Annotated in this window: 19 protein-coding genes and 1 riboswitch; of the genes, 10 read left to right on the top strand and 9 right to left on the bottom strand. The window is 71.0% G+C overall.

The window, feature by feature from the left end; genetic code table 11:
- Positions 1 to 116: 116 nt before the first annotated feature.
- Both GA0070618_RS23755 and gdhA read right to left on the bottom strand, forming a co-directional pair.
- Positions 117 to 1,733, bottom strand: coding sequence for a right-handed parallel beta-helix repeat-containing protein (locus GA0070618_RS23755; RefSeq protein WP_088983601.1), 1,617 nt, complete (start codon positions 1,731 to 1,733; stop codon positions 117 to 119).
- 253 nt (positions 1,734 to 1,986) lie between these two features.
- Positions 1,987 to 3,330 carry an NADP-specific glutamate dehydrogenase gene (gene gdhA / locus GA0070618_RS23750; RefSeq protein ID WP_088983600.1) on the bottom strand — a complete coding sequence of 448 codons (1,344 nt, stop codon included), beginning with the start codon at positions 3,328 to 3,330 and terminating at the stop codon, positions 1,987 to 1,989.
- 274 nt (positions 3,331 to 3,604) lie between these two features.
- Here gdhA and GA0070618_RS23745 point away from each other — a divergent pair, with 274 nt between their 5' ends.
- Positions 3,605 to 3,823 (top strand): hypothetical protein, encoded by a 219-nt coding sequence (locus GA0070618_RS23745; protein ID WP_094978030.1) that lies wholly within the window; start codon positions 3,605 to 3,607, stop codon positions 3,821 to 3,823.
- 32 nt (positions 3,824 to 3,855) lie between these two features.
- On the opposite strand, the gene GA0070618_RS23740 is transcribed toward GA0070618_RS23745, so the two are convergent.
- Entirely contained in the window at positions 3,856 to 4,461 is a 606-nt protein-coding gene (locus tag GA0070618_RS23740; protein ID WP_088983598.1) for a hypothetical protein, read from the bottom strand.
- Positions 4,462 to 4,838: 377 nt separating this feature from the next.
- On the opposite strand from GA0070618_RS23740, the gene GA0070618_RS23735 reads away from it, so the two are divergent.
- The 3 genes from GA0070618_RS23735 to GA0070618_RS23725 are packed head-to-tail and all read left to right on the top strand — an operon-like array spanning position 4,839 to position 8,040.
- The gene (locus GA0070618_RS23735; RefSeq protein ID WP_197701613.1) at positions 4,839 to 5,786 is read left to right on the top strand and encodes a carbohydrate ABC transporter permease; all 948 of its coding nucleotides are present in this window, start codon (positions 4,839 to 4,841) and stop codon (positions 5,784 to 5,786) included.
- Positions 5,783 to 6,616, top strand: a complete 834-nt coding sequence (locus GA0070618_RS23730; protein ID WP_088983597.1) for a carbohydrate ABC transporter permease — start codon at positions 5,783 to 5,785, stop codon at positions 6,614 to 6,616. Before GA0070618_RS23735 ends, GA0070618_RS23730 begins: the two co-directional genes overlap by 4 nt.
- Positions 6,617 to 6,636: 20 nt before the next feature.
- Positions 6,637 to 8,040: an ABC transporter substrate-binding protein gene (locus tag GA0070618_RS23725; protein WP_088983596.1), complete on the top strand. Its 1,404-nt coding sequence runs from the start codon at positions 6,637 to 6,639 to the stop codon at positions 8,038 to 8,040.
- A 63-nt stretch (positions 8,041 to 8,103) separates the two neighbouring features.
- Here GA0070618_RS23725 and GA0070618_RS23720 read toward each other — a convergent pair whose 3' ends face one another.
- Positions 8,104 to 8,994: a hypothetical protein gene (locus GA0070618_RS23720; protein ID WP_088983595.1), complete on the bottom strand. Its 891-nt coding sequence runs from the start codon at positions 8,992 to 8,994 to the stop codon at positions 8,104 to 8,106.
- Positions 8,995 to 9,117: 123 nt separating this feature from the next.
- On the opposite strand from GA0070618_RS23720, the gene GA0070618_RS23715 reads away from it, so the two are divergent.
- Together GA0070618_RS23715 and GA0070618_RS23705 are read left to right on the top strand one after the other, a co-directional pair.
- Complete coding sequence (locus GA0070618_RS23715) at positions 9,118 to 10,164, top strand: hypothetical protein (protein WP_231931427.1); 1,047 nt, start codon at positions 9,118 to 9,120, stop codon at positions 10,162 to 10,164.
- 815 nt (positions 10,165 to 10,979) lie between these two features.
- Positions 10,980 to 12,161 (top strand): macrolide family glycosyltransferase, encoded by a 1,182-nt coding sequence (locus tag GA0070618_RS23705; RefSeq protein WP_170107937.1) that lies wholly within the window; start codon positions 10,980 to 10,982, stop codon positions 12,159 to 12,161.
- 130 nt (positions 12,162 to 12,291) lie between these two features.
- Here the strand turns inward: GA0070618_RS23705 and GA0070618_RS23700 are convergent, their stop codons facing one another.
- Together GA0070618_RS23700 and GA0070618_RS23695 are read right to left on the bottom strand one after the other, a co-directional pair.
- Entirely contained in the window at positions 12,292 to 13,566 is a 1,275-nt protein-coding gene (locus tag GA0070618_RS23700) for an aminotransferase class V-fold PLP-dependent enzyme (RefSeq protein WP_088983593.1), read from the bottom strand.
- Positions 13,567 to 13,610: 44 nt separating this feature from the next.
- A riboswitch (SAM riboswitch) is annotated at positions 13,611 to 13,731 on the bottom strand.
- Positions 13,732 to 13,897: 166 nt separating this feature from the next.
- Complete coding sequence (locus GA0070618_RS23695; protein WP_088983592.1) at positions 13,898 to 14,848, bottom strand: sulfite exporter TauE/SafE family protein; 951 nt, start codon at positions 14,846 to 14,848, stop codon at positions 13,898 to 13,900.
- Between the two features lie 381 nt (positions 14,849 to 15,229).
- On the opposite strand from GA0070618_RS23695, the gene GA0070618_RS23690 reads away from it, so the two are divergent.
- The 3 genes from GA0070618_RS23690 (at position 15,230) to GA0070618_RS23680 (ending at position 19,518) form a co-directional block, all read left to right on the top strand.
- Positions 15,230 to 16,813, top strand: coding sequence for a low temperature requirement protein A (locus GA0070618_RS23690; RefSeq protein WP_088983591.1), 1,584 nt, complete (start codon positions 15,230 to 15,232; stop codon positions 16,811 to 16,813).
- 132 nt (positions 16,814 to 16,945) lie between these two features.
- The gene (locus tag GA0070618_RS23685) at positions 16,946 to 17,389 is read left to right on the top strand and encodes a hypothetical protein (protein WP_197701611.1); all 444 of its coding nucleotides are present in this window, start codon (positions 16,946 to 16,948) and stop codon (positions 17,387 to 17,389) included.
- A gap of 74 nt (positions 17,390 to 17,463) precedes the next feature.
- On the top strand, positions 17,464 to 19,518 hold the full coding sequence (locus tag GA0070618_RS23680) for a tetratricopeptide repeat protein (RefSeq protein ID WP_088983590.1): 2,055 nt from the start codon (positions 17,464 to 17,466) through the stop codon (positions 19,516 to 19,518).
- A gap of 96 nt (positions 19,519 to 19,614) precedes the next feature.
- Here GA0070618_RS23680 and GA0070618_RS23675 read toward each other — a convergent pair whose 3' ends face one another.
- Together GA0070618_RS23675 and GA0070618_RS23670 are read right to left on the bottom strand one after the other, a co-directional pair.
- Positions 19,615 to 21,429, bottom strand: coding sequence for a putative bifunctional diguanylate cyclase/phosphodiesterase (locus GA0070618_RS23675; protein ID WP_231931426.1), 1,815 nt, complete (start codon positions 21,427 to 21,429; stop codon positions 19,615 to 19,617).
- The gene (locus GA0070618_RS23670) at positions 21,426 to 22,232 is read right to left on the bottom strand and encodes an SAM-dependent methyltransferase (protein WP_088983588.1); all 807 of its coding nucleotides are present in this window, start codon (positions 22,230 to 22,232) and stop codon (positions 21,426 to 21,428) included. Before GA0070618_RS23670 ends, GA0070618_RS23675 begins: the two co-directional genes overlap by 4 nt.
- Before the next feature lie 478 nt (positions 22,233 to 22,710).
- On the opposite strand from GA0070618_RS23670, the gene GA0070618_RS23665 reads away from it, so the two are divergent.
- Complete coding sequence (locus GA0070618_RS23665; RefSeq protein WP_088980942.1) at positions 22,711 to 23,304, top strand: hypothetical protein; 594 nt, start codon at positions 22,711 to 22,713, stop codon at positions 23,302 to 23,304.
- A gap of 222 nt (positions 23,305 to 23,526) precedes the next feature.
- Here GA0070618_RS23665 and GA0070618_RS23660 read toward each other — a convergent pair whose 3' ends face one another.
- Complete coding sequence (locus GA0070618_RS23660) at positions 23,527 to 24,546, bottom strand: acetylserotonin O-methyltransferase (RefSeq protein WP_231931425.1); 1,020 nt, start codon at positions 24,544 to 24,546, stop codon at positions 23,527 to 23,529.
- Positions 24,547 to 25,354 lie beyond the last annotated feature (808 nt).

Raw genomic sequence — 25,354 nt, 5'->3', positions numbered from 1 at the left:
CGCACCGCACCTGACCCGTCAGCCGGAATGCTAGGTCCGGACCGGACACCGGCGCCGGCCCGCGGCAGTGCCTGTGCCGACCGTCACGCTCTCCACGTCGCGCCGGCCGACCGGCGTCACTGGTCGCTGTGGTTGCTGCGCCAGTGGCCGCCGACGGCCGGGGTGTCGGCCTGGACGGGGGTGCGGTTGCCGTCGAGGTCGTTGTCGACGACCCGGCAGTTGAGGCAGCCGCCCCGGTCGGTGATCCAGAGGCCGTGGGTCTGCGTGCCGGGGCCGTTGTCCCGGATCAGGTTGCCGCGGATGGTGATCGAGTCGACGGTGGCGTTGATCGTGATTCCGGCGCGGTTCGGGGGCGGGGCCGGCAGTTCGTACGCGGTGCCGGGCGCGGGTGTGTCGGCCGACCAGGCGCTGGCGGCACCGGGACGGATGGGGGCGAGGGTGAGGGTGTTCCCGTCGTTGGCCGCCACGACGGCGTACCGGTCGCCCACCCGCAGCACCTTGCCCCGGTGTCCGTCCTCCGGCCACGCGGCCTGACGGTCGACGAGGGTGGTGTCGCCGTAGCCGACGGAATCGCCACCGCCGGACGCGGCGGGGGCACGTTGCCGGCCGTTGTTGCGGATCCGGTTGTTGATGACGACGGTGTCGCGCAGCGGACGGTCGACCCGGATCCCGTCGAGGCTGTTGCCCCAGATGTCGTTGCTCTCGATGACGATCTCCTCGGCGGCGGTGCCGTCGCTGTGCCCCAGGTCGTGGTGGTGGTAGCCGTAGCGACCGTTACCGGTGATCCGGTTGCCCCGCACGGTGTAGGGGCCCCGGGTGTTGCCGATACTGACGCCGTCGCGCAGGTTGCCGTCGATGACGCAGTCGGTGAGCAGCCCACCCCGGCCGGGGATGCCACTGGTGCCCTTGGCGGAGACCTGGAAGCCGGCCTCGAGGTTGCCGGTCATCGTGCATCCGGTGACGATGAGCCCGTCGGCGCCCCAGTCGGCGATGCCGAACCGGTTGCCCTGGGCATGGCAGTTGACGACCCGGATCCCCCGCGGCTGGGGCCGGTCCGGGTGCTGCATCTCCAGGAAGATCCCGTTGGTGGCGTTGCCCACCGCGCTGCAGTGGGCGATGGTCAACCGCTCCACCGCGCCCCACGCGCCGATGCCGACGCCGATGCCGGCGCCGCCCATCTCCAGGCCGTTGTCCATCCGGCCGCATCCGACGACCCGTACCGCCTCGACCAGGGTGTCCTGGAGGAAGTCGCAGCCGAAGCCGGTGGCGGCGGTGTGGTGGATGAACAGGTTGCGAAACAGCCCGCCGATCACGTACTGCAACCCGAGGCCCTTGGCCAGGGGGTTGTAGTCGGCCGACGCCACGCCCGACCCGTCGATCTCCAGGTCGGCGAAGGTGCAGTACGCGAGGTGCCGGTCGGGGCTCGCGCCGTGCAGTTCGGCGGTGTGGAAGGCCAGGGGTACGGGCTCGGCCCGGTTGCCCTCGTTGCTCAGCAGGAAGCGGGTGGCACCCGGTCCCGCGCCCACCAGCGAGACTCCGCTGCGCCAGACGGTGCCGGCGTCCCGGATCGCGTACACGCCGGGCGGGCAGTAGATGATCCGGGCCCGCCCGTCCGCGACGAACCCGTCACCGAGCCGGTCCACCAGGGCGGCGAGGGCCGGTTGGTCGTTCGTCCGCCCGTCCCCGGCCAGCCCGTACTCGCGGGCGTCGCACAGCAGCGGCGTCCCCGCCATCGGGTACGGGGGCGTCCCCGCGAGGGTCGGCGGCGTCTGGCGCGGCACCGGACTTCCCTCCTGTCTGGCGCCCGGAACTCCTGGGCCCGCCCACACCCGTCACCCACCGGGGCGGGCCACGACGTGTCCGCCCCGTCGGCGCGGGACCGGTCGGCCCGACCTGACGCTACGGCGACGCCATCGGGTGAGGGGACGGAACGGTGGAATTGGGAGTCGCCTGGGGGCGGACGTCCGGCGTGACGGTCGGCCCGGTTCAGATGAGCCCGTGGGCGAGCATCGCCTCGGCGACCCTGCGGAAGCCGTCGATGTTCGCACCGGCCGCGTAGTTACCCGGCATGCCGTACTCCTCCGCGGTGGCGTGGCAGCGGGCGTGGATGTCGCGCATGATCTCCCGCAGCCGCTGTTCCGAGTACGCGAACGTCCACGAGTCACGGCTGGCGTTCTGCTGCATCTCCAGGGCGCTGGCGGCGACACCGCCGGCGTTGGCGGCCTTGCCCGGCGCGAACCGGACACCGGCCTCGGCGAAAGTGCGGATCGCCTGCGGGCTGGTCGGCATGTTCGCGCCCTCCGCGACGATCGTGCAGCCGCCCCTGACGAGCGCGGTGGCGTCGTCCTCGCTGATCTCGTTCTGCGTCGCGCACGGCACGGCGACCTGGCACGGCACCTCCCAGACGGTGCGACCCGCGACGAAGGCGGCGTGTGGCCGGTCCACGACGTACGCGTCGATGCGGGCCCGCCGGACCTCCTTCACGTCCTTGAGCAGTTCGACGTCGATGCCCTTGTCGTCACGGACGTAGCCGGAGGAGTCCGAACAGGCGACGACGGTGCCGCCGAGCTGGTGCACCTTCTCGATGGCGTAGATCGCCACGTTGCCCGATCCGGAGACCACCACCCGTTTGCCGTCGAGACTGTCGCCGGCGGCGCGCAGCATCTCCTCGGCGAAGAACACGGTGCCGTAACCGGTCGCCTCCCGGCGCACCTGGGCGCCCCCGTAGCTGAGCCCCTTCCCGGTCAGGACGCCGGACTCGTAGCGGTTCGTGATGCGCTTGTACTGGCCGAAGAGGTAGCCGATCTCCCGCGCGCCGACGCCGACGTCCCCGGCCGGCACGTCGGTGTACTCGCCGACGTGCCGGTACAGCTCGGTCATGAACGACTGGCAGAACCGCATCACCTCGCGGTCCGAGCGGCCCTTCGGGTCGAAGTCCGATCCGCCCTTGCCACCACCGATCGGCATGCCGGTCAGGGCGTTCTTGAACAACTGCTCGAACCCGAGGAACTTCACGATGCCGAGGTACACCGACGGGTGGAACCGCAGGCCACCCTTGTAGGGGCCGAGCGCGCTGTTGAACTCCACCCGGAACCCGCGGTTGATGTGCACCACGCCGTGGTCGTCCTCCCAGGGAACCCGGAAGATGATCTGCCGCTCCGGCTCGCAGATCCGCTCGATGATCTTCGCGTCGGCGTACTCGGGATGCCGGGCGAGCGCGGGCACCACGCTGTCAAGCACCTCCCGTACGGCCTGGTGGAACTCCGCCTCACCGGGGTTGCGCCGTACCACGTCGGCGAAGATCGTCTCGATCCTGTCTGGTGCGGTCACGAGGGTCCTCCCGGGTACGAGGCGGGTTCGTCACCCGCCGGCGGCGCTGGCGCCAGCAACGTCGCCCACGTCGCTGTGGACCTGCTCGACGGTCGACTGGCCGGCACGAGAGGGCCGGTGACCGACAGTTACGCCTGGACGGGTCACCGCACGGCGGCGCTCCCGCCCAGAGCCTACGACACCGCCCGGACGGGGACGCCTGCCCGTCCGATCCCCATGGCGAGAACCCCCTGCTGGTGGACCAGCCAGCGGGGCGGACGACAGGATGGTTCCCGTGGCCGTCGATCCCGCAGTGCTCGCCGACGTTCTCGACCGGTTACGACCGCAGCTCCCCGGCATCGAGGTGGACCGGTGGGCACCGTCGGTGCAGGGCGCGGTGGGCCAGGTCGTCGGCGTACGCGACGGGAACGGGTCACCGTACGTGGTGAAGGTCTATCCCACGACCACCCCGCCGGCTGGTCCGAGTCGATGGCCGTGCTGGACGCCTTCCTGACCGGCCGCACCTGACCCGACCGTGTGTGGCGGTCAGACGATGACCGAGTCGACGCCGCGCCAGGCGATGTTGTTGTGGTACCGGACGTTGGTCATGATGTCCGGCCCCAGCAGCGGCAGCGGATCGTTCACGGAGTCCCACACGGCGAGCAGCTCGAAGTGGCCGGGACCGGGCACGCCGATCCACGGGACGAGCACCGTCGTCACGCCGGGCGGGACGACGACGGTCACCGAGGTGACCGGCGTCCAGGCTGTCGGCCAGACCAGGCCACCACCCGGGTCGGTGCGGTAGAAGCGCAGGATGCCGGTGTCGGTGCCGGAGCCGTACGGCCCGGGGTTCCGCAACTGGACCTTGATGTAGTTGGTCGCGCCGACGACCGGGTTGGCGCTGACGTCGCACGGCACCGGCGTCCGGCAGACCCGCACGTCGGGGCTGGCCCAGATCGGGTTGCCCCAGTGCGGTTGGAGGCCGACGTCGGTGGCGACGTCCCGCATCCAGACGTCCGTGACGGACCGGATCCGATCCGGCGGGGCGTCCACCGGGGCGGCGACCGCGGTTCCGCCCACCAGGGCGGTCAGGGCGGCGCAGCTGAGCAGAGCCAGTGCCGCACGGCGAGCGCGGCGGCCCGAAATGGCCATGACAGGGTCTCCCATCGACGCCGGGTGCCGACGTGGCTACCACGTCGACGTTCTCAGGTTCAGGGAGACGGGCGGCGGCGGGAAAATACCTCGGTCCGGCGACGACGTTTGCCAGATGACGCCAGATCTCAACAAATCGGACACCATGGATGTCGTCGCGCCACCCGGCGGATCGACCGCCTCTGGCGTACGTCAATGCCGCGTACGATTCGCCGGCACCGTTCCACCATCTCGGGCCATCGACCAGCGTTTACCACTCCTAACTCGGCAAACGGACGGCCGAGGGAACCGGAAGCCGGAGGCGTGAAGGTTGCTGTCAGGTAACGCAGGGGTGTCTGGAGCATTTCTTCAACCGGAACCGTTGGTAGGGTGCGGCGGTGCCTCCCCCCTCGGTTGCCGAAGACGCCGAAGCCACGGCGGCCACGGCCAGCGGTTCCCCCGCGTCCGGCCGGCCACGTGGCGAGCGTGGCCTGGCCTGGCTACTGCTCCTGCCATCGGTCGCGGTCTTCGCCCTGTTCATCTTCTGGCCCCTCGGCCGGACCCTCTACCTGTCGACACACGGCAATGACATCTTCGGCGCACCGAGCGCCTACGTGGGCTTCGCCCACTACGCCGAGATGCTGTCCGGTGAATTCCTCGGAGTGCTCGCCACCACCGCGATCTTCACCCTGATCAGCGTCCTGCCGGCGGTGTTCGGCGCGCTGCTGGTGGTCCTGCTGCTGGAGTCGCGGATCCGGGGCGTACGCGCGTTGCGCACCGCCTTCGCCCTGCCGTTCGCCTTCTCGGTGGCCACCGCGTCCGTGGTCTTCGCGGTGATCTACAACCCGGCCATCGGCATCGCCAACGGGCTGCTCGGCGCGGTCGGCGTCGACCGGGTCAACTGGCTCACCGACCCGTCCATCGCCCTGCCGGCGGTCGGCGTCGCCACCGTCTGGATGAACCTCGGCTACAACGTGCTGGTGCTCTCCGCCGGAGTGGCGGCCATTCCGCAGGAGGTGGTCGAGGCGGCCCGGCTCGACGGCGCGACCGGCTGGCGGCTCGCCCGGAACGTCACCATCCCGTTGCTCTCCCCGCAGCTGTTCTTCCTCGTCGTGGTCTCCACGATCCACGCGCTCCAGAGCTTCGGCCAGATCCACATTCTCACCAAGGGTGGACCGGACGACGCCACCACCACCCTGGTCTACTCCATCTACGAGAAGGCGTTCGCGTTCGGCTCCGCCGACTTCGGCGCGGCGAGCGCCCAGGCGGTCGTGCTGCTGCTGATCATGTTGATCTGCACGGGCATCCAGTTCGGCATTCTGGAACGGCGGGTGCACTACCGATGAAACGACGTGTCTCCCCCGGCCGGATCGTCGTCTACGTCGTCCTCGGGCTGGCGCTGATCCCGGTGCTGTTCCCGGTCTACTACGCGTTCGCCGGCGCCGTGATGGGCCCCGGCGACCTGGCCACCTATCCCCCGGCGCTGGTGCCGGGCGACCTGCACTGGCAGAACTTCGGCGACGTGTTCGACGCCGTGCCGCTCGGCCGGTTCTACGTCAACTCCGCCGTGCAGGCCGGTGTGATCACCCTCGCCCAGGTGGTGACCAGCATCCTCGCCGCGTACGCGTTCGCGTTCCTGCGGATGCCGGCGAAGGCGGCGACCTTCGCGCTCTTCCTCGCCACGCTGATGGTGCCGTGGGAGAGCATCATCATCCCCAACTACCTGGCCATCTCGGACTGGGGGCTGACCCGGGGTGGGCTGACCTACCTCGGACTGGTGCTGCCGTTCCTCGCCTCGGCGTTCGGCACCTTCCTGCTGCGCCAGGCGTTCCTCCAGTTCCCGGGCGAGCTGCGCGACGCGGCCGTGATCGACGGTTGCGGGCACTGGCGGCTGCTCTGGCGGGTGGTGGTGCCCCTCTCCAAGCCGTCCATCGCGGCGGTCGGGGTGTATGTCTTCCTCTCCGCGTGGAACCAGTACTTCTGGCCGCTGATCCTGATCCGGGACCCCGAGTACCAGACCCTCCAGATCGGCATCTCCCAGCTCAACGACGCCGAGGCGGCCCAGCCGGGGCTGATCCTGGCCGGCGTCGCGCTCTCCCTGCTCCCCACCCTGGCCGTCGTGATCTTCGGCCAGCGGTACATCGTCCGTGGTCTGACCGCGGGCGCGCTGCGTTGAACCCCCACCGAGGAGAGGCAATGGCACTTCCCCGACCACGCCGTACCGGCGCAGTCATTCTCGCCCTGCTCACCGCCGCCGCGCTGGTCGCCGGTTGCGGCGCCGACTCCGGCGGCGAGGCGTCCGACGCCCTGGACGCGCCAGGCGCCGAGGCGCTCGAGAACGCCGACGGGAAGACGACGGTCGAGTTCTGGCACTCGATGAAGGGCGCGAACGCCACCGCCGTGGACAAGCTGGTCGCCGACTTCAACGCCGCCAACGGCGGCAAGGTCGAAGTCAAGGCGGTCTACCAGGGCAGCTACGACGAGACCATCGCGAAGTACAAGGCGTCGGTGCAGCAGAAGAGCACCCCGGCCCTGGTCCAGGTGTACGACATCGGCACCCGCTTCATGGTCGACTCCAAGCAGGTCGTCCCGGTGCACCGGTTCATCGAGAAGGACAAGTTCGACGCCGCCGAGATCGAGCCGAACATCGCCAGCTACTACTCGGTCGAGGGCAAGCTCTGGTCGATGCCGTTCAACACCTCCACCCCGCTGCTGTACCTGAACAAGGAGGCGTTCGAGTCCGCCAAGCTCGACCCGAACCAGCCGCCGAAGACCCTGGCCGAGCTGGGCGAGCTGGCCAAGAAGCTCACCGTGAAGGACGCCAGCGGCAAGACCACCCGGTACGGCTTCGGCGCGGCCATCTACGGCTGGCTGCTCGAACAACTCCTCGCCACCGACGGCAAGGAGTACTGCGACAACGGCAACGGCCGCCAGAAGCTCGCCACCCGGGTGCAGTTCGACCAGCCGGCGGCGGTGCAGGTCGCCCAGTGGTGGGCGGACCTGGTCCGCAACGGCTACGCCACGAACACCGGCCGGAAGACCGACGACGCCCAGGCTGCCTTCAAGGCCGGCACGGTCGCCATGCACCTGGAGTCGACGAGTGTGCTGCGCGGCTACGTCGACGCGGCGGCGGGCCGGTTCACCGTCCTCACCGCCCCGTACCCGAAGGTGTCGGACTCCTCCACCGGCGGGCCGATCATCGGTGGCGCGTCGCTCTGGATCAGCGGGGTCGGTCACAGCGCGGCCGAGAAGCGGGCCGCCTGGGAGTTCGCGAAGTTCTCCGCCGGCGCCACCCCGCAGGCCCAGTGGCACACCGGCACCGGCTACGTGCCGATCAACGTGCGGGCCCTGGACCAGGTCGACAAGGCCTGGACGACGAAGTACCCCCAGTTCCGTACCGCCGTGGACCAGTTGCACGCGCTGCCGCCGTCGGTCGCCTCGGCCGGCTGCCTGCTCGGCGTGATGCCGCAGGCCCGTAAGGCGGCCGAGGACGGGCTGGAGGCGGCCATCGTCGGCACCAAGCCCGCCGAGCAGGCCATGAAGGACGCCGCCGCGAGCGTCCAGTCGGCGATCGAAAGCTACAACACGTCGGTGAGCTGACCGACGCTCCGCTGGCCCACCGACACCGGCGGTGGGCCAGCGGACACCGGCGGCGGTCCGACGTCAGGGCCGCGACCCGGCCGGCTCCACCGGTGCGGCGTCCGTCGGCCGGCGCGCACCGGTCAGGCCGGCGACGAGCAGCAGGTACGCGGTCAGTTCCACCGCCGCCGTGAGCGCCGCGACGGGGTGCGGCATCGACAGGCTGGGCGCGTAGGCGGGCCAGGCGAACGCGGCGCTGCGCACCTCCCCCGCGTGCAGCGGCAGCGGCACCGCCCCGATGCTCGCGTCCAGGTGCGGCAGCGCGACCAGGGCCAGTAGCACCGCGCCGGCCGAGGCGAGCCACCGGCCGTGCCTGGCCAGTGCCGTGGCGAGCGCCAGCGCGGTCACCCCGAGCGCCACCGCCGGCAGCACGGCCAGCCCCACGGCGGCCACCCTGTCGTCGGCCACGTCGGCGCCGCCCGCGTACGGCCGCTGTTCGGCTCGGGTGGCGAGCCAGATGCCGACCACCCGGACGACCGCGTACCCGACGACCAGCGTCGCCGCCACCGCCGCCACGCCCACCGTCCGTCGACGCCAGCCAGCCCGGTGGCGGACCGCGAGCAGGACCACCACCACGATCGACGACGCCCAGCAGAGCATGAGTCCCGACTCGAAGCCGGCCCAGATGTCCACGTCGGTGGGGCCCGGCCGGAGGATCTGCCAGCCGTAGGGTCCGGTGTCCGGGTCGGCCGGCATCGTCCGGACCGCGTCGACGAGCAGCGCCGTGAGGGCCGCCGGCACCGCCCAGCGGGGCTGCGGCAGCCCACTGACCACGGCGTAGGCGAGCAGCAGAGCCAGGCTCAGCACCTCGGCGTACCGCCAGAGCGGATCGGCCACCAGGATGCCCGCGGCATGCGCCACGGCGCAGACCGCCACCGCGACCAGAAGAGGTTTCCCCGAACGCACGGTGCGCATCCTGTCACGGTGCTCCCCCGAACTCCGCATCGCGGCGCGCTGCCCGGGGTCGCCCTTCCCGGGCCGGGCACATACATTGAGCATTATTGATCACCTGGGTGGGTGGTCGTCGGGAGGAACGTGATGGGTGGGAGTGCCGTGGCGACGAAGGGCGGATTGTCCAGGCTGATGGCGGGGGTCGTGCTCGCGGCCACCGCGTTCGCGCCGCTGCCGGCGGTCGCCGGGGCGACGGGAACGGCGGACGGGGCCCTGGCCGTGGACCGCACCCTGCGGGTCTACAACAACAACATCGAGAACCTCGTGGTGAACAACGCCGACGGCACGTGTACGCGGATCTCCGGACCGGACCACCTGACCTCGATGCTGGTCGACGCCGACGGCCGGACCGGCACGGCCGGGGTGCAGGCACCCGACCTGCTGATCGTCCAGCAGGTACGCGGCACCGGACAGGCCCAGGCGTACGCCGACCAGCTCTCGGCGAAGTTCGGGTACGCGGCGGGGACGTACCGCGCGATCGTGGCCTGGGACGACCCCGAGGAGTGGGGCAGCACGCACCGGTGCAGTGACCAGTCGCTGGGCAACCTGAAGAAGAGGCAGACCAACGGCATCGTCTACAACACCCGACGGCTGAGCCTGGCGAGCGGGGACATCTCGAAGTACTGGAGCGCGGGCTGGCTGAAGCCCGGCACGGCGTACGACGGCGGCGCGGGCTGCACGCTCTACAAGCCACCGAACAACGACGACGCCTCGGTGAACGAGTGGAAGTGGAAGCGCACCAGCGCCATCGCGGCGCGGTTCACCATCAGGGAGACCGGCACCACGGTCTTCGCCGCGACCATGCACCTTCCCCAGGAGAACCGGTCCAACGCCTGCGCGGGTGACGGGTACACCGGGATCGGCGGGACCGGCATCCACCTCGGCGCCGACGCCACCAGCCTGATGAACGCCTCGACGATCCGGGTCGTCGGCATCGACGCCAACCGCACCGGCATCCCGGCGGGCACGCTCAGCGGCCACGGCATGACCGGCTACGGAACGAAGGCCACCCACGGCTCCAGCAAGATCGACTACCTCTTCGTCCGGGGCACCGTGCAGCCGTCACCCGTCGGGCACACGGTGAGCGGCACCAGGTCCAACCACCTGGCGCTGTACGCGTTCATCAGTTTCTGAGGTCGTCGTCGGCTGCCGAGGTCGTCGTCGGCGCGTCACGTGCGGTGGCGCTCCGACGCGTCGACCCCGACGGCCGGCAGGATCGCCTGGTCGACGATGGCGGCCAGCATGTCGTCGTCGGGTAGCCGGCCGGTGTCCGCGCTGTGCTTGAGCACCAGCGCCTCTGGCGGGGGCCGGTGCCCGACTGGCGACCTGGTCGGCGCTGGCGCCGATGCTGGCCCTGGACGTGGTCGCCCCGTTCCTGCTCGGCATGTGGGCGGCCCGGCGCCGGCTGCTCGACGAACCCGGCCGGCACCGCACGCTCCTGACCCGCGTCGCACTGGTCGGCACCACGGTCACGGTCGTCGGCGGCGCCCCTCGCCCTGATCGACGCACGGCTCTGGACGGACTGGTCCGCCGCCGCTGCCGTGCCCGCGTACGCCCTGCACAACGTGACGGGGATCGCCGGAGGTCTCGGGTACGCGGCCGAAACGCTGCTGTGCCGGCTCAGCTACCGACCGGTCCGATCCCGCCCGCAGACCTGAGTCGGGGCAGTCGGGGGAGTTCGGCCGGCGGGGCCGCGTCGGGTCGCCGGCCACGCACCGGGGCGGGTAACTGGTTTGTCCGCTCCGGCGCGGGCCGGCTAGCATTCCGGGCATGATCATCGCTTACATGCGCCTGCGCTCCGCCTGAGGCGGTACGGCGCGTCGGTCACCCATCGACCGACCCCTGGTCGACCTGGCCGATCCCCCGCTCGCGTCGAGCGGCCCAGGTCACGTCCGCGTCGTGTCGCCGCCGGATGGCATCTTCCCTCCGACTCGACAGGACCCTTTCACATGCGCAAACCAGCTCATATCGCCATGGTCGGCAGCACCGCGCCGAGCCATGTCTACCCGTCTCTGGGCCTGATCCGGGAACTGGTCGACCGGGGCCACCGGGTGACCTACGCGATCGGCGAACCGCTCACCGGCCTGGTCACGCCGACCGGGGCGGAACCGGTCACCCACCCGTCGATCCTGCCGCAGGGCGACACCGCCTGGCCGGAGGACCCCGGTGAGGCGATGCGGGTGTTCCTCGACGAGGGCATCGCGGTGCTCCCGCTCCTGACCGCCCGCTACGACACGGACCGGCCGGACCTCGTGCTCTACGACATCGGCGGGCTGGCCGGGCCACTGCTGGCCGCCCGGTACGACGTGCCGGCGGTGCAGTTGTCACCAGCGATGGTCGCGTGGAACGGCTACGAGGAGGACATGGCGGAGATCCTCACCGCCCTGTACGAGTCGGAGTCCGGACGCGACTACTACGCCACCCTCGGCGCGTGGCTGGCCGACAACGGCATCCGGCGGGAACCGCGACACTTCCTGACCCACCCGGACCGGGTGCTGTCGCTGATCCCCCGGGTGATGCAGCCGAACGCCGACCGGGTCCCGGACTCGGTGCGGTTCGTCGGCCCGTGTCTCGACCCGGCCCGGCTCACCGACCCGACCTGGACACCGCCCACCGACGGACGGCGGGTCCTGCTGGTCTCCTTCGGCACGGCCTACAACGACCAGTTGCCGGTGTACCGGGCCTGCCTGCGCGGTTTCGCCGACTCGCCGTGGCACGTCGTGCTGGCCGTCGGACACAAGGTGGACCCGGCCGACCTAGGCCCGCTGCCGGACAACGTGGAGGTGCACCGCAGCGTGCCGCAGCTGGCGGTGCTGGCCCACGCGTCGGCCTTCGTCACCCATGCCGGCATGGGAGGCTGCACCGAGGCGCTCTGGTTCGGCGTGCCCACGGTCGCGATCCCGCAGGCGGTGGACCAGTTCGGCAACGCCGACCGGCTCGTCGACGCCGGTGTCGGCCGGCGGCTGCCGGCCGAGGAGGTCAGCGCGGAGACGCTACGCGCGGCGGTGGACGCGGTCGCCGACGATCCGCGGCTGCGGCGCCGGCTGGCCGAGATCCGGTCCGAGGTACGCGCGAACGGCGGGCTGCGGCACGCGGCGGACGCGGTGGAGACGTTCCTCGCCGGGCGCTGACCGCGCACCGGTGGGCCGTCCGATCGGAACGCGGTCGGGCGGCCCACCGCGTGTCCCGCCGTGGGCAGCGGTCGTCGCCTTCGGTGCAGGAAGGATCAGCCGCCCGGTGATCCGTCGTGCCCGGACCGGGTCAAGCGAGCGCGGCGAGGGCGGTGAGCAGGCGCTCCACGTGCTCGTCGGTGCTGCCCAGGCCGAGGCTGGCCCGCAGGGCGGTGGGCGGCAGGTCGCGGCGGCCACTGCGCGCGGCGGCCTCGGCGAGCAACCGTCGGGCCAACGGGTGGGCGCAGAACAGCCCGTCGCGTAGCCCGATCCGGTGCTCGGTGGCGAGGATGGCGGCCACGTCGGCGGAGTCCCGGCCGGCGACCACGAAGGACACGATGCCGACCCGGTCGGCCGTGGGGCCGAAGGTCCGCAGCTCGACGACGTGCGGCAGCGCTTCGATACCGGTGCGCAACCGGGTCAGCAGCGCCTGCTCCCGGACGTGCAGGGCGGCACGGTCCGCGGTGGTGAGCGCGGTACAGACCGCCGCCAGGGCCACCGCGCCGAGCAGGTTCGGCGTCCCGGCCTCGTGCCGGCCGGGGCCGGTGGTCCAGCGCACGTCGTGGGTCGCCGTCCCGACGTACTGGGTGGCCCCGCCGCCGGCCAGGTACGGCGGTGCGGCGTCCAGCCAGTCCGCCCGCCCGACGAGCACGCCGGCCCCGAACGGGGCGTACAGCTTGTGTCCGGACGCGGCGAGGTAGTCCACGTCGAGCGCGGCCAGGTCGACGGGGGCGTGCGGGGCCAGTTGGGCGGCGTCCAGCACGACGCGGGCGCCGTGCCGGTGGGCCACCCGGGTGAGCTCCGCGACCGGCCAGCACTCCCCGGTGACGTTGCTCGCGCCGGTCACCGCGACCAGGATCGGCGTGCTGGCGTCGGTCCCCCGGCGCAGTTCGCGCAGGGCGGCGGCGAGCGCGCGTACCGCCGCGTTCGGCGAGTCGGGTACCGGTAGCCGGAGGGTCCCGGCCGGCCAGGGCAGCAGGTTCGCGTGGTGTTCGCCGGCGAACGTGACGACCTTGGTGTCGGCGGGGAGCGCGTGGGCGAGCAGGTTGAGCGCGTCCGTGGTGTTCCGGGTGAAGATGACGTGATCGTCGGGGCGGACGGAGAAGAAGTCGCCAACGGTCTGCCGGGCCTGTTCGTAGGCGAGGGTGCAGCGCCGGGAGAGGGCACCGGCGCCCCGGTGCACGCTGGCGTACCAGGGCAGCAGCTCGGCCACCGCGTCGGCGGCGGCACGGGCGCAGGGCGCGGAGGCGGCGTAGTCGAGGTTGATCTCACCGGGCACGCCGAGCACCTGGAGCGGCTGGTACGGCGGTCGTGGCGCCGGACGATTCCCGGCACGGACGGGCGAGGGTACGAGGGCAGTGGTCATGCCAGACCTCCGGCATCCAGGGACCCCGGTACGGCAGGGGACGGGGCCCGCGCTTGCCCAGCACCTGGTCGTGCTGGGCCCGGTCATCACCCGGGGCACCCCACCGCGAACCTCGACGAGGGTTGCCGGCCAGCAAGCCGGGGCTTGTCGCTGGCACTCATGACCTGAGCCGCAGCATAGCCGCGGCAGGTGGCCCGGCCAACCCGGGAAGGTGGGCCACCCGGCCGGCGGGACGAGCGACCGCCGTCCCGACAACCGTTGGCCGGAAAGGCGATCAGCCCCGCCGTTGCCAGCAGAGCTGATCGCCTTCCTCCCGTGTCGGTGTCGCGAATCACACGGTCGGGGCGGCGCTCTTCTCGTTCGGCCCGTCGGCTGCCGCGGCGGCCTCGCTCTCGGCGATGATGCGGCGTTCCTCGTCCCGGTTGGCCCGGTACTGACGGACGGAGTACGCCAGAGCGGCGGCCCAGACGACGTAGATGACGGCGTAGAAGGCGTAGCGGACACCGTCGGACGCGTCGATCCAGTCACTGCGCAGCAGCGTGCGGGTGTTGGTCAGGATGATGACTCCGCCGACGGCCGAGCCGAGCACGCGCGGCGGGATGTGCCGGACCAGCCAGGCCGCGATCGGCGCGGCGATGGTGCCGCCGATCAGGAGCACGGCGACCCAGGCGAAGTTCACGCCCTCGGAACCGATCCCGACGATGAAGCCGACGCTCGCGGCGACGGCGACGAGGAACTCGCTGGTGTCGATCGAGCCGATGGTCTTGCGCGGCTCCAGCCGACCGCTGGCCAGGATCGCCGGGGTGCCGACCGGCCCCCAGCCGCCGCCACCGGTGGCGTCGACGAAGCCGGCCACCACGCCCAGCGGGGCGAGGAAACGCTTCCGCAGCGGCTTACCGAGGTTGCCCTTGGGCAGACCCACCGCAGTGAACCGGATCAGGATGTAGAGCCCCAGCGTGAGCAGGATGATCGACATCAACGGCGCGGCGGTCTCGGTCGACAGGTTCGACAGGAAGGTGGCACCGGCGAAAGCACCGAGCGCGCCGGGGATACCGATCTTCCAGACGACCTTCCAGTCGACGTTCCCGAACCGCCAGTGGGAGGCGCCGGAGACGAGGGTGGTGCCGATCTCGGCAAGGTGAACGGTCGCCGACGCCGCCGCGGGATTGGTGCCGATGGCGAGCAGCAGCGTCGTCGAGGTGACTCCGTACGCCATGCCGAGACTGCCGTCGACGAGTTGGGCACCCAGGCCCACCAGGGCGAGGAGGATGAGTTTTCGCATGTCTACCGCCAGTCGTGAAGGGGTGGCAGGTCGACCGGACCTTGTTGTCCGCCGAGTCAACCAGTCAGGGGTGGTGTGGTCCGCCGCCTCCGCGATCGCCGTACCCACGGTCCGGCATCACCCGGACCGGCGGGCGGCTAGGCCGCCGAAGGCGATCTGCGCCGGGGGCAGTCCTCGCACGGTGCCCGGCGAACCGTTCGGTACGCGTCGACGTCCGCATCGCGTAGCTCCTCCGCGTGCCGCCCGGGGCCCTGGCCGAGGGGACGTGACGCCCCACGTGACTCACCGGTCTCCCACATTCCCGACTAGTTCGATGGAGAATACGATGTATCCCGGTCCGGCGACAACCCCCACCCCTCCCGACGTCCGACGCATTGGTATATGTCGCTGCCACCCGGACGAAGGCGACGGCCCTCCCTCGACCTCGACCTCGACCTCGACCTCGACCTCGACCTCGACCGGCGCATCGTCGCCGCACGTTCCGGGCTGGGAGCGGCCGGCACGGTCGAGAACCTGGCACCGGCCACGCCCTCCGCCGGGCGTTTGCCGGGAGAGCCAACGGGTACCCGCGCCGGGCAGACCGCCAGGGCGGAGGGGGGAGCCGGTGACCGCACGGCGCTCGGACGAGTCCGCGCGTCCACGCCGGCGCTGACCTGCCCGGCCATGACGCGGCGACTGCGCCCGGGGCTGCGCCCGGTGACCGAGCACACCCAGGTCACCACCGCCGAACTGTTCTTCGACGTGGTTTTCGTCTTTGCGTTCATCCAGGTCAATGCCCTGATGGTGAAGGAGACGGAGCCGCTGCGGATCGCCCACGGGCTTCTCGTGTTCACCATGCTGTGGTGGTCGTGGTCGCTCTTCGCCTGGCTGGGCAACCGGGTCCGGGCGAACTACGGCCTGTCACGGCTGACGGTCCTCGTCGTCACCCCGGTCATGTTCGTCCTGGCGGTCACCATCCCGGAGGCATTCCAGGATCTCGCCGGCGGGGTGAACACCGCGCTGTGGTTCGTCGCCTGCTTCGTGCTGGTACGCGTGCTGTACCTGGCCCTGCGGCTCTACGCCTCGTCCGGGCTGACCGGCCGCGACCTCACGGCGCTCGTCGTGCCGATGGCCGTCGCCTCGGTGCTGCTGCTGGTGGCGGCACTGCTTCCCCGGTCCGCGCTCGACCCCGGCCGGGTGCAACTCGGGCAGGTCACGCTCTGGGCAGTCGCGGTGGCGGTCGACTACGGCTTCGGGATGGCGCTGCCGGTGCCCGCCCGGGTCATCTCCTCCGTCCGGCACTGGACCGAGCGACACAACCTGATCGTCATCATCGCGCTCGGCGAGGTGCTGGTCTCCATCGGCGCCGCCGGCACCAACCTGCCCGGTTCACCCGGCCTGTTCGCCGCCTCCGCGCTGGCGGTGGTGATCGCCGGGGCACTGGAGTGGATCTACTTCGACCTGTCGACGCTCGCCGGCGAACACGCGTTGCGCGCCGCCGGGCCGGCCCAGCGGGTGGCCCTGGCCCGGGATGGGTACAGCTACCTGCACCTGCCGATGATCGCCGGAGTCATCCTGCTGGCGCTCGGGCTCAAGCACGTACCCGCGCTGGTCGGGAACACCGACGCCTACCGGCGCGGTGATCCCCTCGACGATGTCGGCCGCTGGGCGATGTACGGCGGCGTGGCCCTGTTCCTGGTGGCACACGCGGCCTTCCAGTGGCGGCTGAGTCCGACGGTCGCCCGCAGCGTCGTCTGGCCACGGCTGACCGGGGCGGCGATCGTCCTGGCCCTGCTGCCGGTCACCGCGGCGATCTCCGCGCTGCGCTCGTTGGCGTGGCTCGCGGCGGTCTGCCTGTTCACGTCCGTGACGGAGGTCGTCGTCAGCCGGGGACACCGGCGTCGACTGCGCCGGGCGCTGGCCGACGAGGCGGAGGCGACGACGCCGGGCACGGGCGAACCGGGACCTGGCCTCTCCCCCTTCTGACCGCCTCGTCCCCGCCGAGGCGGTCAGGTGATCGGCCGCTGTGCCTCCGCGACCACCGCCGGGAGAGCCGACGCGGTTCCCTGGGCGCCCGGTGACACAATCGGCTGGTGTCCTCAAGGGAGGGTGGTCGCGATGACCGGTGTTGAGTTGATCGTGGCGGCACTGGCTGCGGGTGCGGGTGCGGGTACCAGCGCCGCGGCGGTGGACGCCTATGTCGGACTGCGCGATGCGCTACGGCGTCGACTGGCGGGGCGTGGTCAGCCCGAGCAGATCCTGCACGAGGACACCGGTTCGACGGTGTGGGAGCAGCGCATCGCCATGGAACTGGCCGACTCCGGGGCCGACCGGGACGAGCTGGTCCTGGCCGCCGCCAGCCGCCTCCTTGAGCTGGTGGACCCGGACCGCTCGCGGACGGGTGAGCACACGGTGAGTCTGCACGGAGCGCGGGGTGTGCAGGTCGGCGACGGCACCCTGCATGTGGAGACCGCCTACGGGCCGACGGCGGCGACCATGACCGGCCCGGTCAGTGTCAGCTACGGACAGTTGCCGGACCCCCCGCCACGGCCGGAGGCGTAGCGGGGTCGTCCGCCTCCGGCAGCGGTCCCCCTGACCCACCCGCCCCGGTACGTGTCGCCGCCGCCTACGGTCCCGTGGGCCAGTTCCACGCCCCGGTGACGATCAACACGGCTCGGGTCGTGCGGTGGCCGCACCACGTCGGGGTGGTTCCGACGGTGGTCGACGGGTTCCAGCAGCGGCAGCACATCATCGACCTGAAGCGGATGGACGGTGGGACAGCGGCGCACACGCAGGTGTTGTGCGGATTGGGCGGGGTGGGCAAGACCCAGCTGGCTGCCGCGTACGCCGACCAGGCATTCGCACGGAGGCAGATCGACCTCCTGGTGTGGGTCACCGCCGCCACCCGGCACGGCATCGTCGCCGCCTACGCGCAAGCCGCCTACGCGGTCCTCGACCACGCTGACCCGGAGACGCGGAAGGCTGCGGCGCAGTTCCTGGCGTGGCTGGCGACGAGCGACCGGCGGTGGCTGATCGTGCTCGACGACCTCCAGACCCCGGCCGACCTGAACGGTCTGTGGCCACCCGCCACGCCGACGGGCAGGGTACTGGTGACCACCCGCCGCCGTGACGCCGCACTCGCCGACGGCCGACGCCGGGTCCTCGATCTCGGCGTGTTCACCGCCGACGAGGCGGTCGCATACCTTCGGCACAAGCTGCCCCACGAGCCCGTCGACCAACTCCACCAACTCGCCGCCGGTCTCGGCCACCTTCCGCTCGCGCTGGCTCAGGCCACCGCGTACCTCACCGACCGGGGACTGGACTGCGCCGGGTACCGGGCTCGCCTGACCGATCGCCGACGGGCTCTCGCTCATCTGCTGCCCGAGCCCGAGGCGCTGCCCGACGAGCACCGGGCGACGGTCGCCGCGACCTGGTGGCTGTCGATCGTCGCCGCCGACCGGCTCCCACCGCGCGGACTGGCTCGCCCCCTGTTGGACCTGGCCGCGCTTCTGGACCCCAACGGCATCCCGGTCCACCTCTTCACCACCTCGGCGGTCACCGACCACCTCCGCAGTCTCGACCGCGGCGACGACGCCGCGCCGGTCGACCAGGACGCCGTCGCCGACGCCCTGCGCAACCTGCACCGCCTCAGTCTCGTCACGCACGGCGGGAGCCACCTTCGGGTGCACGCCCTCGTCCAGCGGGCCGCCCGAGACCGACTCACCCCGCAACAGCTCGACACCGCCGCCCGCATCGCCGCCGACGCGCTGCTGCAGATCTGGCCGGTCCCGGGACGAGAGTCCTCGACCAGCCACCAGGCCCTGTACGCGAACACCGCAGCGCTGTACGAGCATCGCCGTCAGGCCTTGCTTGTTCCCCATGGTCACCCGGTGCTGCGCCGCGCGGGCCGCAGTCTCGGCGACACCGGCCATCCCGCCGACGCCATGGGCTTCTTCGCCGATCTGCACACCGACTGCCTGCGAGTGCTCGGTCCGGACCACCCGCACACCCTGGCCACCCTTCACGACGTCGCCGAGTGGCGGGGCGAGGCCGGTGATCCGGCCGGCGCGGTGGAGACCTTCCGGCAGGTCCTGGCCGACCGATCACGAGTACTGGGCCCCGACCACCCCGACACCCTGACCACCCGCAACAACCTGGCCTACAGCCAGGGCCGCGCCGGTGACCCCACCGGCGCGGTCGCGGCCTTCCGGCAGGTCCTGACCGACCGATCACGAGTACTGGGCCCCGACCACCCCGACACCCTGACCACCCGCAACAACCTGGCCTACTGGCGGGGGCGGGCCGGCGACCCCACCGGCGCGGTGGAAGCACTCCAGCAGGTGCTCGCCGACCGGTTACGGGTGCTCGGCCCCGACCATCGCCACACGTTGAGCACCAGCAGCAACCTGGCCTACTGGCGGGGGCGGGCCGGCGACCCCACCGGCGCGGTGGAAGCACTCCAGCAGGTACTGGCCGACTACGTACGCGTCCTCGGCCCGGACCACCCGCACACCCTGACCACTCGGCGCAACCTGGCCTACTGGCAGGCCGAGTCCGGTGACCGCGCCGGTGCCGTAGCGGCGACCGAGCGTGTGCTCGACGACCAGCTTCGCGTGCTCGGACCCGGCCACCCGGACGCGCTCACCACTCGAAGGAACCTCGCCAGGTGGCGGGACGACGGTGCCGGTTGACGACCGGAGCCGGCAGAGGCTCGACGGGCGGCCCGGGCAGCCGGTGCGGGTCGTTGGCATCCCGGCACGACCGGACCACTGGCCCCGGCCCCGGTCCTACATGGTGAGCATCGAGTGGTTCTGCGCCACGATGGCGTCGGTGATCTCGTCGGGGGGCACCGGTCGGCCGAAGTACCAGCCCTGCCCGTTGTCGCAGCCGGTGGCGGTGAGACGGTGGGCCTGCTCGGTGGTCTCGATACCTTCGGCGGTCACGGTGAGGCCGAGCTTGTGACCGAGCGACACGACGGTGGTGAGGAAGTCGTCATCCGTGCTGGGGTGGTATGCCGCCGCCTGCCGGAACGCCGGTGCCGACGGGCGGGTCAGGCTGGCGTCGAGCTTGAGACCGTGCAGCGGCAGGGCGCGGAGGTTGGCCAGGTTCGCGTAGCCGACACCGAAGTCGTCGATGACGAGTCGGACGCCGAGTTTCATCAGCGCGGTGAGGGTGTCCATCACGACGCCGCTCAGTTCGATCACGGCCTGCTCGGTGACCTCCAGCTGGAGCAGGCTCGGTGGCAGGCCGGTCCGGTCGAGGACCTGCGCGACGGCGGCGGCCATGCCGTCCTGTTGGAGCTGACGCACCGACACGTTCACGCTCACGTACAGTCCGGGCTGGACACGCTGCCAACGGCTGGCCTGGCGGCACGCCTGCTCGAGCAGGTGGTTGCCCAGGGGCACGACGAGGCTGGTGCGTTCGGCGAGCTCGATGAACCGTGCGGCGGTCAGGAGACCGAGACGGGGGTGGCGCCAGCGGGCAAGCGCTTCCACCCCGGCCAGCCGTCCGGATCGGAGATCGGCGATGGGTTGGTAGGCGAGGGTGAACTCGCCCCGCCGTAGGGCCGCCGGCATCGCCGCCGAGAGTCGGTACCGCGCGGCGTCGGCGTTGCTGCGGTCCCGGTCGAACTGTCGCCAGGTCGCCTTCCCGTCCGCCTTGGCCCAGTGCAACGCGATCTCGCTCGCGCGCAGCAGCTTCGCGCCGCTGCCGTCGCGGACCGGCCCCTCGGCGACTCCCACGCTCGCCGTCAGGGGCACCTCGGTGCCGGCGACGTGGAACGGGGCGGCCAGCGCGGCGAGCACCCGGTCAGCGATCTTGGCGGTGTCCTCGGCGCAGGTGGTGCCGACCATCAGGATCGCGAACCGGTCACTGTCCAGTCGGGCCACCAGGTCGATCCGCCGGTCGGTGATCGCGCCGAGCCGGCCGGCGATGTCCCGGAGCAGCAGATTGCCCACCCGATGCCCGAGCACGTCGTTGACCGCCGCGAAGTCGTCGATGTCGAGGCAGCAGACGCCGGCCCGGTCGACCGTCTCACCGGCAGCGGACATCCGTCCCAGGCGTTCGGTGAACAACGTCAGGTTGGGCAGTCCGGTCAGCTGGTCGTGGGTGGCGAAGCGGCGGAACCGCGCCTCGCTGACCCGCAACGCCTCCTCGGCCCGGGTGTGCGCCGCCAACGCGGCCAGCCGGACCAGGTCCTGTGCCTGCAGGCTGCGGTCGTGCGCGGCCGACGCGAAGCCGATCGCCAGCTCGGCCAACAGCCCGGTCAGCCGGGCGTCGAGCGCGGGGTCCGGAGGCAGCCGCAGGTCGGCGATCAGCCGCGAGCCGATGATCGCGATCGTCCGACCGAGCGCCTCCGGTGACCCGAAGCCCGCCGCCACGAGATCGGCGCCGATCCGCTGGCCGGCGCCGGGGTCAGCCGGTTCGGTGAGGACACCGGCAACCAGACGGTCCGTTAGTCCGGCGACGATCTCGTGCCGCTCACCGGCGCTGATCGGCACGTAGTGGGCCCGGTGCAACGCTGCGGCCCACACCCTGGCGAACTCCTCGACACCCGGACGGCGCCGATCGTCGGCCCCGGGGATGTCGGGCCGATCGTTCACCTGCGGCATCCGACCCCGACGTAGAAACTCATCCGCTCGGGATGCTCTCCGACGTCGCCGGGAGTCTCGGGACGCCACAGCGGTGACCAGACCACACCGGGTTCCACCAGGTCGAGGCCGGAGAAGAAGTCCTCCACCTGGGACCGGGTGCGGGCGGTGACGGGCGTGCTCGTCCGGCCGCTGAGCCGGGTGCCCTCTCCCATCTCGTCCGGACGGCTGTCGGTGGTGACATGGCTGATCGCCACGCAACTGCCCGGGGCCAGCGCCGTCCACAGTCGCTTGACTAGCCCGTACGGGTCGTCCTCGTCCGGCACGGCGTGCACGACCGACACCAGCAGCAGGCCGACCGGCCGGTCGAGGTCCAACAGCCGGCGGGTCTCCGGATGGTCGAGGATGGCCTCCGGGTGACGCAGGTCTTCGAGCAGGGCGACCGCGTTCGGTTGGCCGGCGAGGATCTGGGTGCTGTGCGCCACCGCCACCGGGTCGATGTCCACGTAGACCACACGGGCGTCCGGATCGACCTGCTGGGCGATCTCGTGCACGTTGCCGACCGTCGGGATACCCGATCCGATGTCCAAGAACTGCCGGATCCCCTGGTCGAGCATGAACCGCACCGCCCGGTGCAGGAACTCACGGTTCGCCCGCGCCACCAGGCGAAGGTCCGGCACCGCCGCCAGCGCCTGGCGGGCGAACTCCCGGTCGACCTCGAAGTTGTGCGAACCGCCCAACCAGTAGTCGTACGCCCGGGCGACGCTCGGCCGACTAAGGTCAACATCCTCTGGTGCCCACTCCGGCCGTTCCATGGTCGCCCTTCCTCGCCGAGACGGTGACGTATCCCGTGCCACCGCTACCATGGGAATTTTCCGGTAGATGACCCGCATCGGGATCGCGAACGGTTAATAGTAACGAACCCTTCTCTTCTTCGCGATCACGGCTGCGGCCCGTGCGGGACCGCCGGGTCGGGGTGGCGGGGAATGGTGGCGGGGGCGGGGTGGTTGTATCCCCCGTGCGGCCGTGACCCGCTGCCGGTCAGCGCGGCGGGTGGCCGGGTGGCCCCGGGAATGGGGGCGGCCGGTCGGTCGTTACACCATGTCGACGCCGATGGAGCAGCCCGCATCGCGGGCCTGGCGGATCCCCCGGGTCCCCCTGCCGGCGCGACGGAAATCCCCCGGAACGTCTCTCAGAGCGCCCTTGCGTGTGGTGCTTACGCCCTGTCCCGTCACCGCCCGGTTGGGCGGTTTGTCGGGATGGGCGCGTCAACCCCCGAACGGAGCTTTGACCATGAACAAGCTTATCCAGCGTGGTGTGCTGTCCATCGCCGGTCTGACCGCCGTGGCGGGAATCGCCGCCGGTCCCGGCCTGTCCGCCGACACGACCCCGGCGGTCACGGTGAAGCCGGTGGCGGCGACCCAGTCGGCCGACACGCCGGTGTCGATGGACAAGCTCCTGCCCAACGGGGTGCCGGCCGGACAGTCGACCGTGCCGCTCTCCGGTGAGCAGAAGGACAACGCCAAGGCCATCATCGAGGCCACCAAGAAGGCCGGCATGGACGAGCGGGCCGCCGTGGTCGCCATCGCCACCAGCCTCCAGGAGTCGAAGCTGGAGAACCTGGGGCACCTGGGTGACCGCAACGACCACGACTCGCAGGGCCTGTTCCAGCAGCGCCCGTCGTCCGGGTGGGGCACGGTCGAGCAGATCACCGACCCCGAGTACTCCACGACCGCGTTCCTGAAGGGCCTCAAGCAGGTCGACGGCTGGAAGGACATGCCGCTGACCCAGGCCGCCCAGACGGTGCAGGTGTCGGCGTACCCCGACCACTACGCCCAGTGGGAGAAGCAGGCCGCCGACCTGGTCGCCGAACTCTGGAACAAGTGACACCACACAGGACCAACGAGAGCCCCTTCCCGGCCACGGGAAGGGGCTCTCGCTCGTGGGTGCACGCACGACGGCGGCTCGCTTCCCGGCGCGGGAAGCGAGCCGCCGCTACCGGAGGACTGTCGGCCGGGCGGCGCCAGTCGACTGGCGCGAGGCGGTCCGGGTAGGGCCCGGGGGGCGGGCGGGACCCCCGGGCCCTACCCGACTGTCGCCCCGGTCCGGTCAGTTCTTGACGCCGATGACGACACCGTTCGCGCCGGCCGCGACGAACGGCAGGGTGCGGACGTCGGAGAACTTGGCATCCTGTAGCCAGGTCATGTACTCGGTCTCGGAGTAGTTCTTGCCGGCCGTGGTCTCGATGAGCATGTTCATGCCCATCAGGGCGGCCTCGGCGGGGCCGGTGCGGTCGGCATTGAGCATCAGTTCGCTGATGATGACCACACCGCCGGGCGCCAGTGCCTCATAGGCGCGTCGCAGCAGTTCCCGGTCGGTGTCCTCACCCCAGTCGTGCATGATCATGCTGTACAGGATCACGTCGTAGCCCGCCGGCAGCGCGGCGTCGCGCAGGAAGTCCCCGGCCACCGTGGTGATCCGTCCGCTCAGTCCAGCGTCGGCGATCTTCGCATCAGCGATCGGGCACACGTGGGGCAGGTCGTACACCGTCGCCGACAGGTTCGCGTAGTGGCGGCACAGCTCGATCGGGAACGCTCCGGAGCCACCCCCCACATCCAGCAGACGGGAGTGTCTGCCGAAGTCGTAGACCTCACCGAGAGCACGGGCGGTGAACGTCGAGATGCAGTGCATCGCGTCCCAGAACAACTGCAGCATCTGCGAGTCCTCGGCCACGAACGGAGAGTCCTGGACCTCCGGGTCCCAGGCGGTCGGCTTGTCCGACCGAAGCGCCTCGAGAACACGACCCCATGCCGGGTACTCGCGCTTGTCGTAGAACCGCACCAACCCACCGAAATAGTAGGGGCGCCCTTCGACCAGGAACATCTCGGCGAGTGCGGTGTTTCCGTACCCGTCACCACGCCTCTCCAGCAGTCCCAGCGAGGCGCAAGCAGTGAGCAGCAGATCCGCCGGGCGATGCGGCAGTCCGAACTCGACAGACGCCTCCGTCACGCTCATCGTCCGACCATCGGCGAGCCGGGTGAACAGACTCAGCTCCACTGCGGCGGCGAAGGTCTTGAAGCTCGAGAAACCACTGCTCAGTTGCAGCAATGGCAGGGGTGTCAGGTTCACTTCATCTACTACCGTCATTTTCAGTCCGGAGCGCGGGACGTACTGGTCCGCACCCCCCTCCTTTCGCATACCGTATTTGCGTCATCTTCGCACGCGGCGCGCCGATGATCTTAGGGCCACCGCTGCGCCGTCCACGGATGTCGGACAGCACCTCGGGGCCCGGCTCGTTGAACCAGGACCAGTCGGGCTAGGGGCAGTAGTTGGCGCACGATCCGTGACCTCCCCAACGGAAGGACACATTTCGCCGGACGGAACGACAGTGAATTCAGTCGCAAGGAGAGAAAAAATCCCAAGAAAAAGAAGTGGGTTGCAATTCCGGTAGCGGCATTGGAAAAGATACCACCAAACGGGCACCATCAAGGCGGCAACTAGCCGCCGACAGCACCGAAAAGCAGATGGCAAACAGTGACTTGACGGTCAGCGAAAGCTACGCAGAAACGCATCCCGGTCGCCTTCCGTCATGGACGTTAACGACTTGATCCTTTATGTTGGCTGTCACCGTACACTGCCCTCGGAGTTGCTCACAAGACTCATTGAACAAAATCCTACGATCGACCCGACCGGCCCTTCCGTCCCGCTGGAGCACCAGCCGGAACGCGCACCCACGTCCGGTCAGGACGGTGACGAACCGCTCGAGAGGCCGACCGGTTTCGACGGCACCGAGCGGCGGGTGGCGCCGGAGAGTCCCGACGCGGGTCGCTGGCGTTCGGCGCGGAGTCGAAAGCCCCGTTCCACACCGCCATCACCGGCGGATACGGGTCAAGGGCATGTGGCACGCCCTCGGCGCCGGCGCCAAACAGACCGCCTA

The sequence above is a fragment of the Micromonospora echinospora genome (assembly GCF_900091495.1).
Classification (GTDB): domain Bacteria; phylum Actinomycetota; class Actinomycetes; order Mycobacteriales; family Micromonosporaceae; genus Micromonospora; species Micromonospora echinospora.
The sequence above is the reverse complement of the archived record's forward strand: the minus strand, read 5'-3'. Positions and strand labels throughout refer to the sequence as shown.

Coding starts and splice junctions, on each gene's coding strand:
- GA0070618_RS23755 (WP_088983601.1), bottom strand. CDS start 1,733: ATGGCGGGGACGCCGCTGCTGTGCGACGCCCGCGAGTACGGGCTGGCC.
- GA0070618_RS23740 (WP_088983598.1), bottom strand. CDS start 4,461: ATGGCCATTTCGGGCCGCCGCGCTCGCCGTGCGGCACTGGCTCTGCTC.
- GA0070618_RS23730 (WP_088983597.1), top strand. CDS start 5,783: ATGAAACGACGTGTCTCCCCCGGCCGGATCGTCGTCTACGTCGTCCTC.
- GA0070618_RS23725 (WP_088983596.1), top strand. CDS start 6,637: ATGGCACTTCCCCGACCACGCCGTACCGGCGCAGTCATTCTCGCCCTG.
- GA0070618_RS23720 (WP_088983595.1), bottom strand. CDS start 8,994: ATGCGCACCGTGCGTTCGGGGAAACCTCTTCTGGTCGCGGTGGCGGTC.
- GA0070618_RS23715 (WP_231931427.1), top strand. CDS start 9,118: ATGGGTGGGAGTGCCGTGGCGACGAAGGGCGGATTGTCCAGGCTGATG.
- GA0070618_RS23705 (WP_170107937.1), top strand. CDS start 10,980: ATGCGCAAACCAGCTCATATCGCCATGGTCGGCAGCACCGCGCCGAGC.
- GA0070618_RS23700 (WP_088983593.1), bottom strand. CDS start 13,566: ATGACCACTGCCCTCGTACCCTCGCCCGTCCGTGCCGGGAATCGTCCG.
- GA0070618_RS23695 (WP_088983592.1), bottom strand. CDS start 14,848: ATGCGAAAACTCATCCTCCTCGCCCTGGTGGGCCTGGGTGCCCAACTC.
- GA0070618_RS23690 (WP_088983591.1), top strand. CDS start 15,230: ATGTCGCTGCCACCCGGACGAAGGCGACGGCCCTCCCTCGACCTCGAC.
- GA0070618_RS23685 (WP_197701611.1), top strand. CDS start 16,946: ATGACCGGTGTTGAGTTGATCGTGGCGGCACTGGCTGCGGGTGCGGGT.
- GA0070618_RS23670 (WP_088983588.1), bottom strand. CDS start 22,232: ATGGAACGGCCGGAGTGGGCACCAGAGGATGTTGACCTTAGTCGGCCG.
- GA0070618_RS23665 (WP_088980942.1), top strand. CDS start 22,711: ATGAACAAGCTTATCCAGCGTGGTGTGCTGTCCATCGCCGGTCTGACC.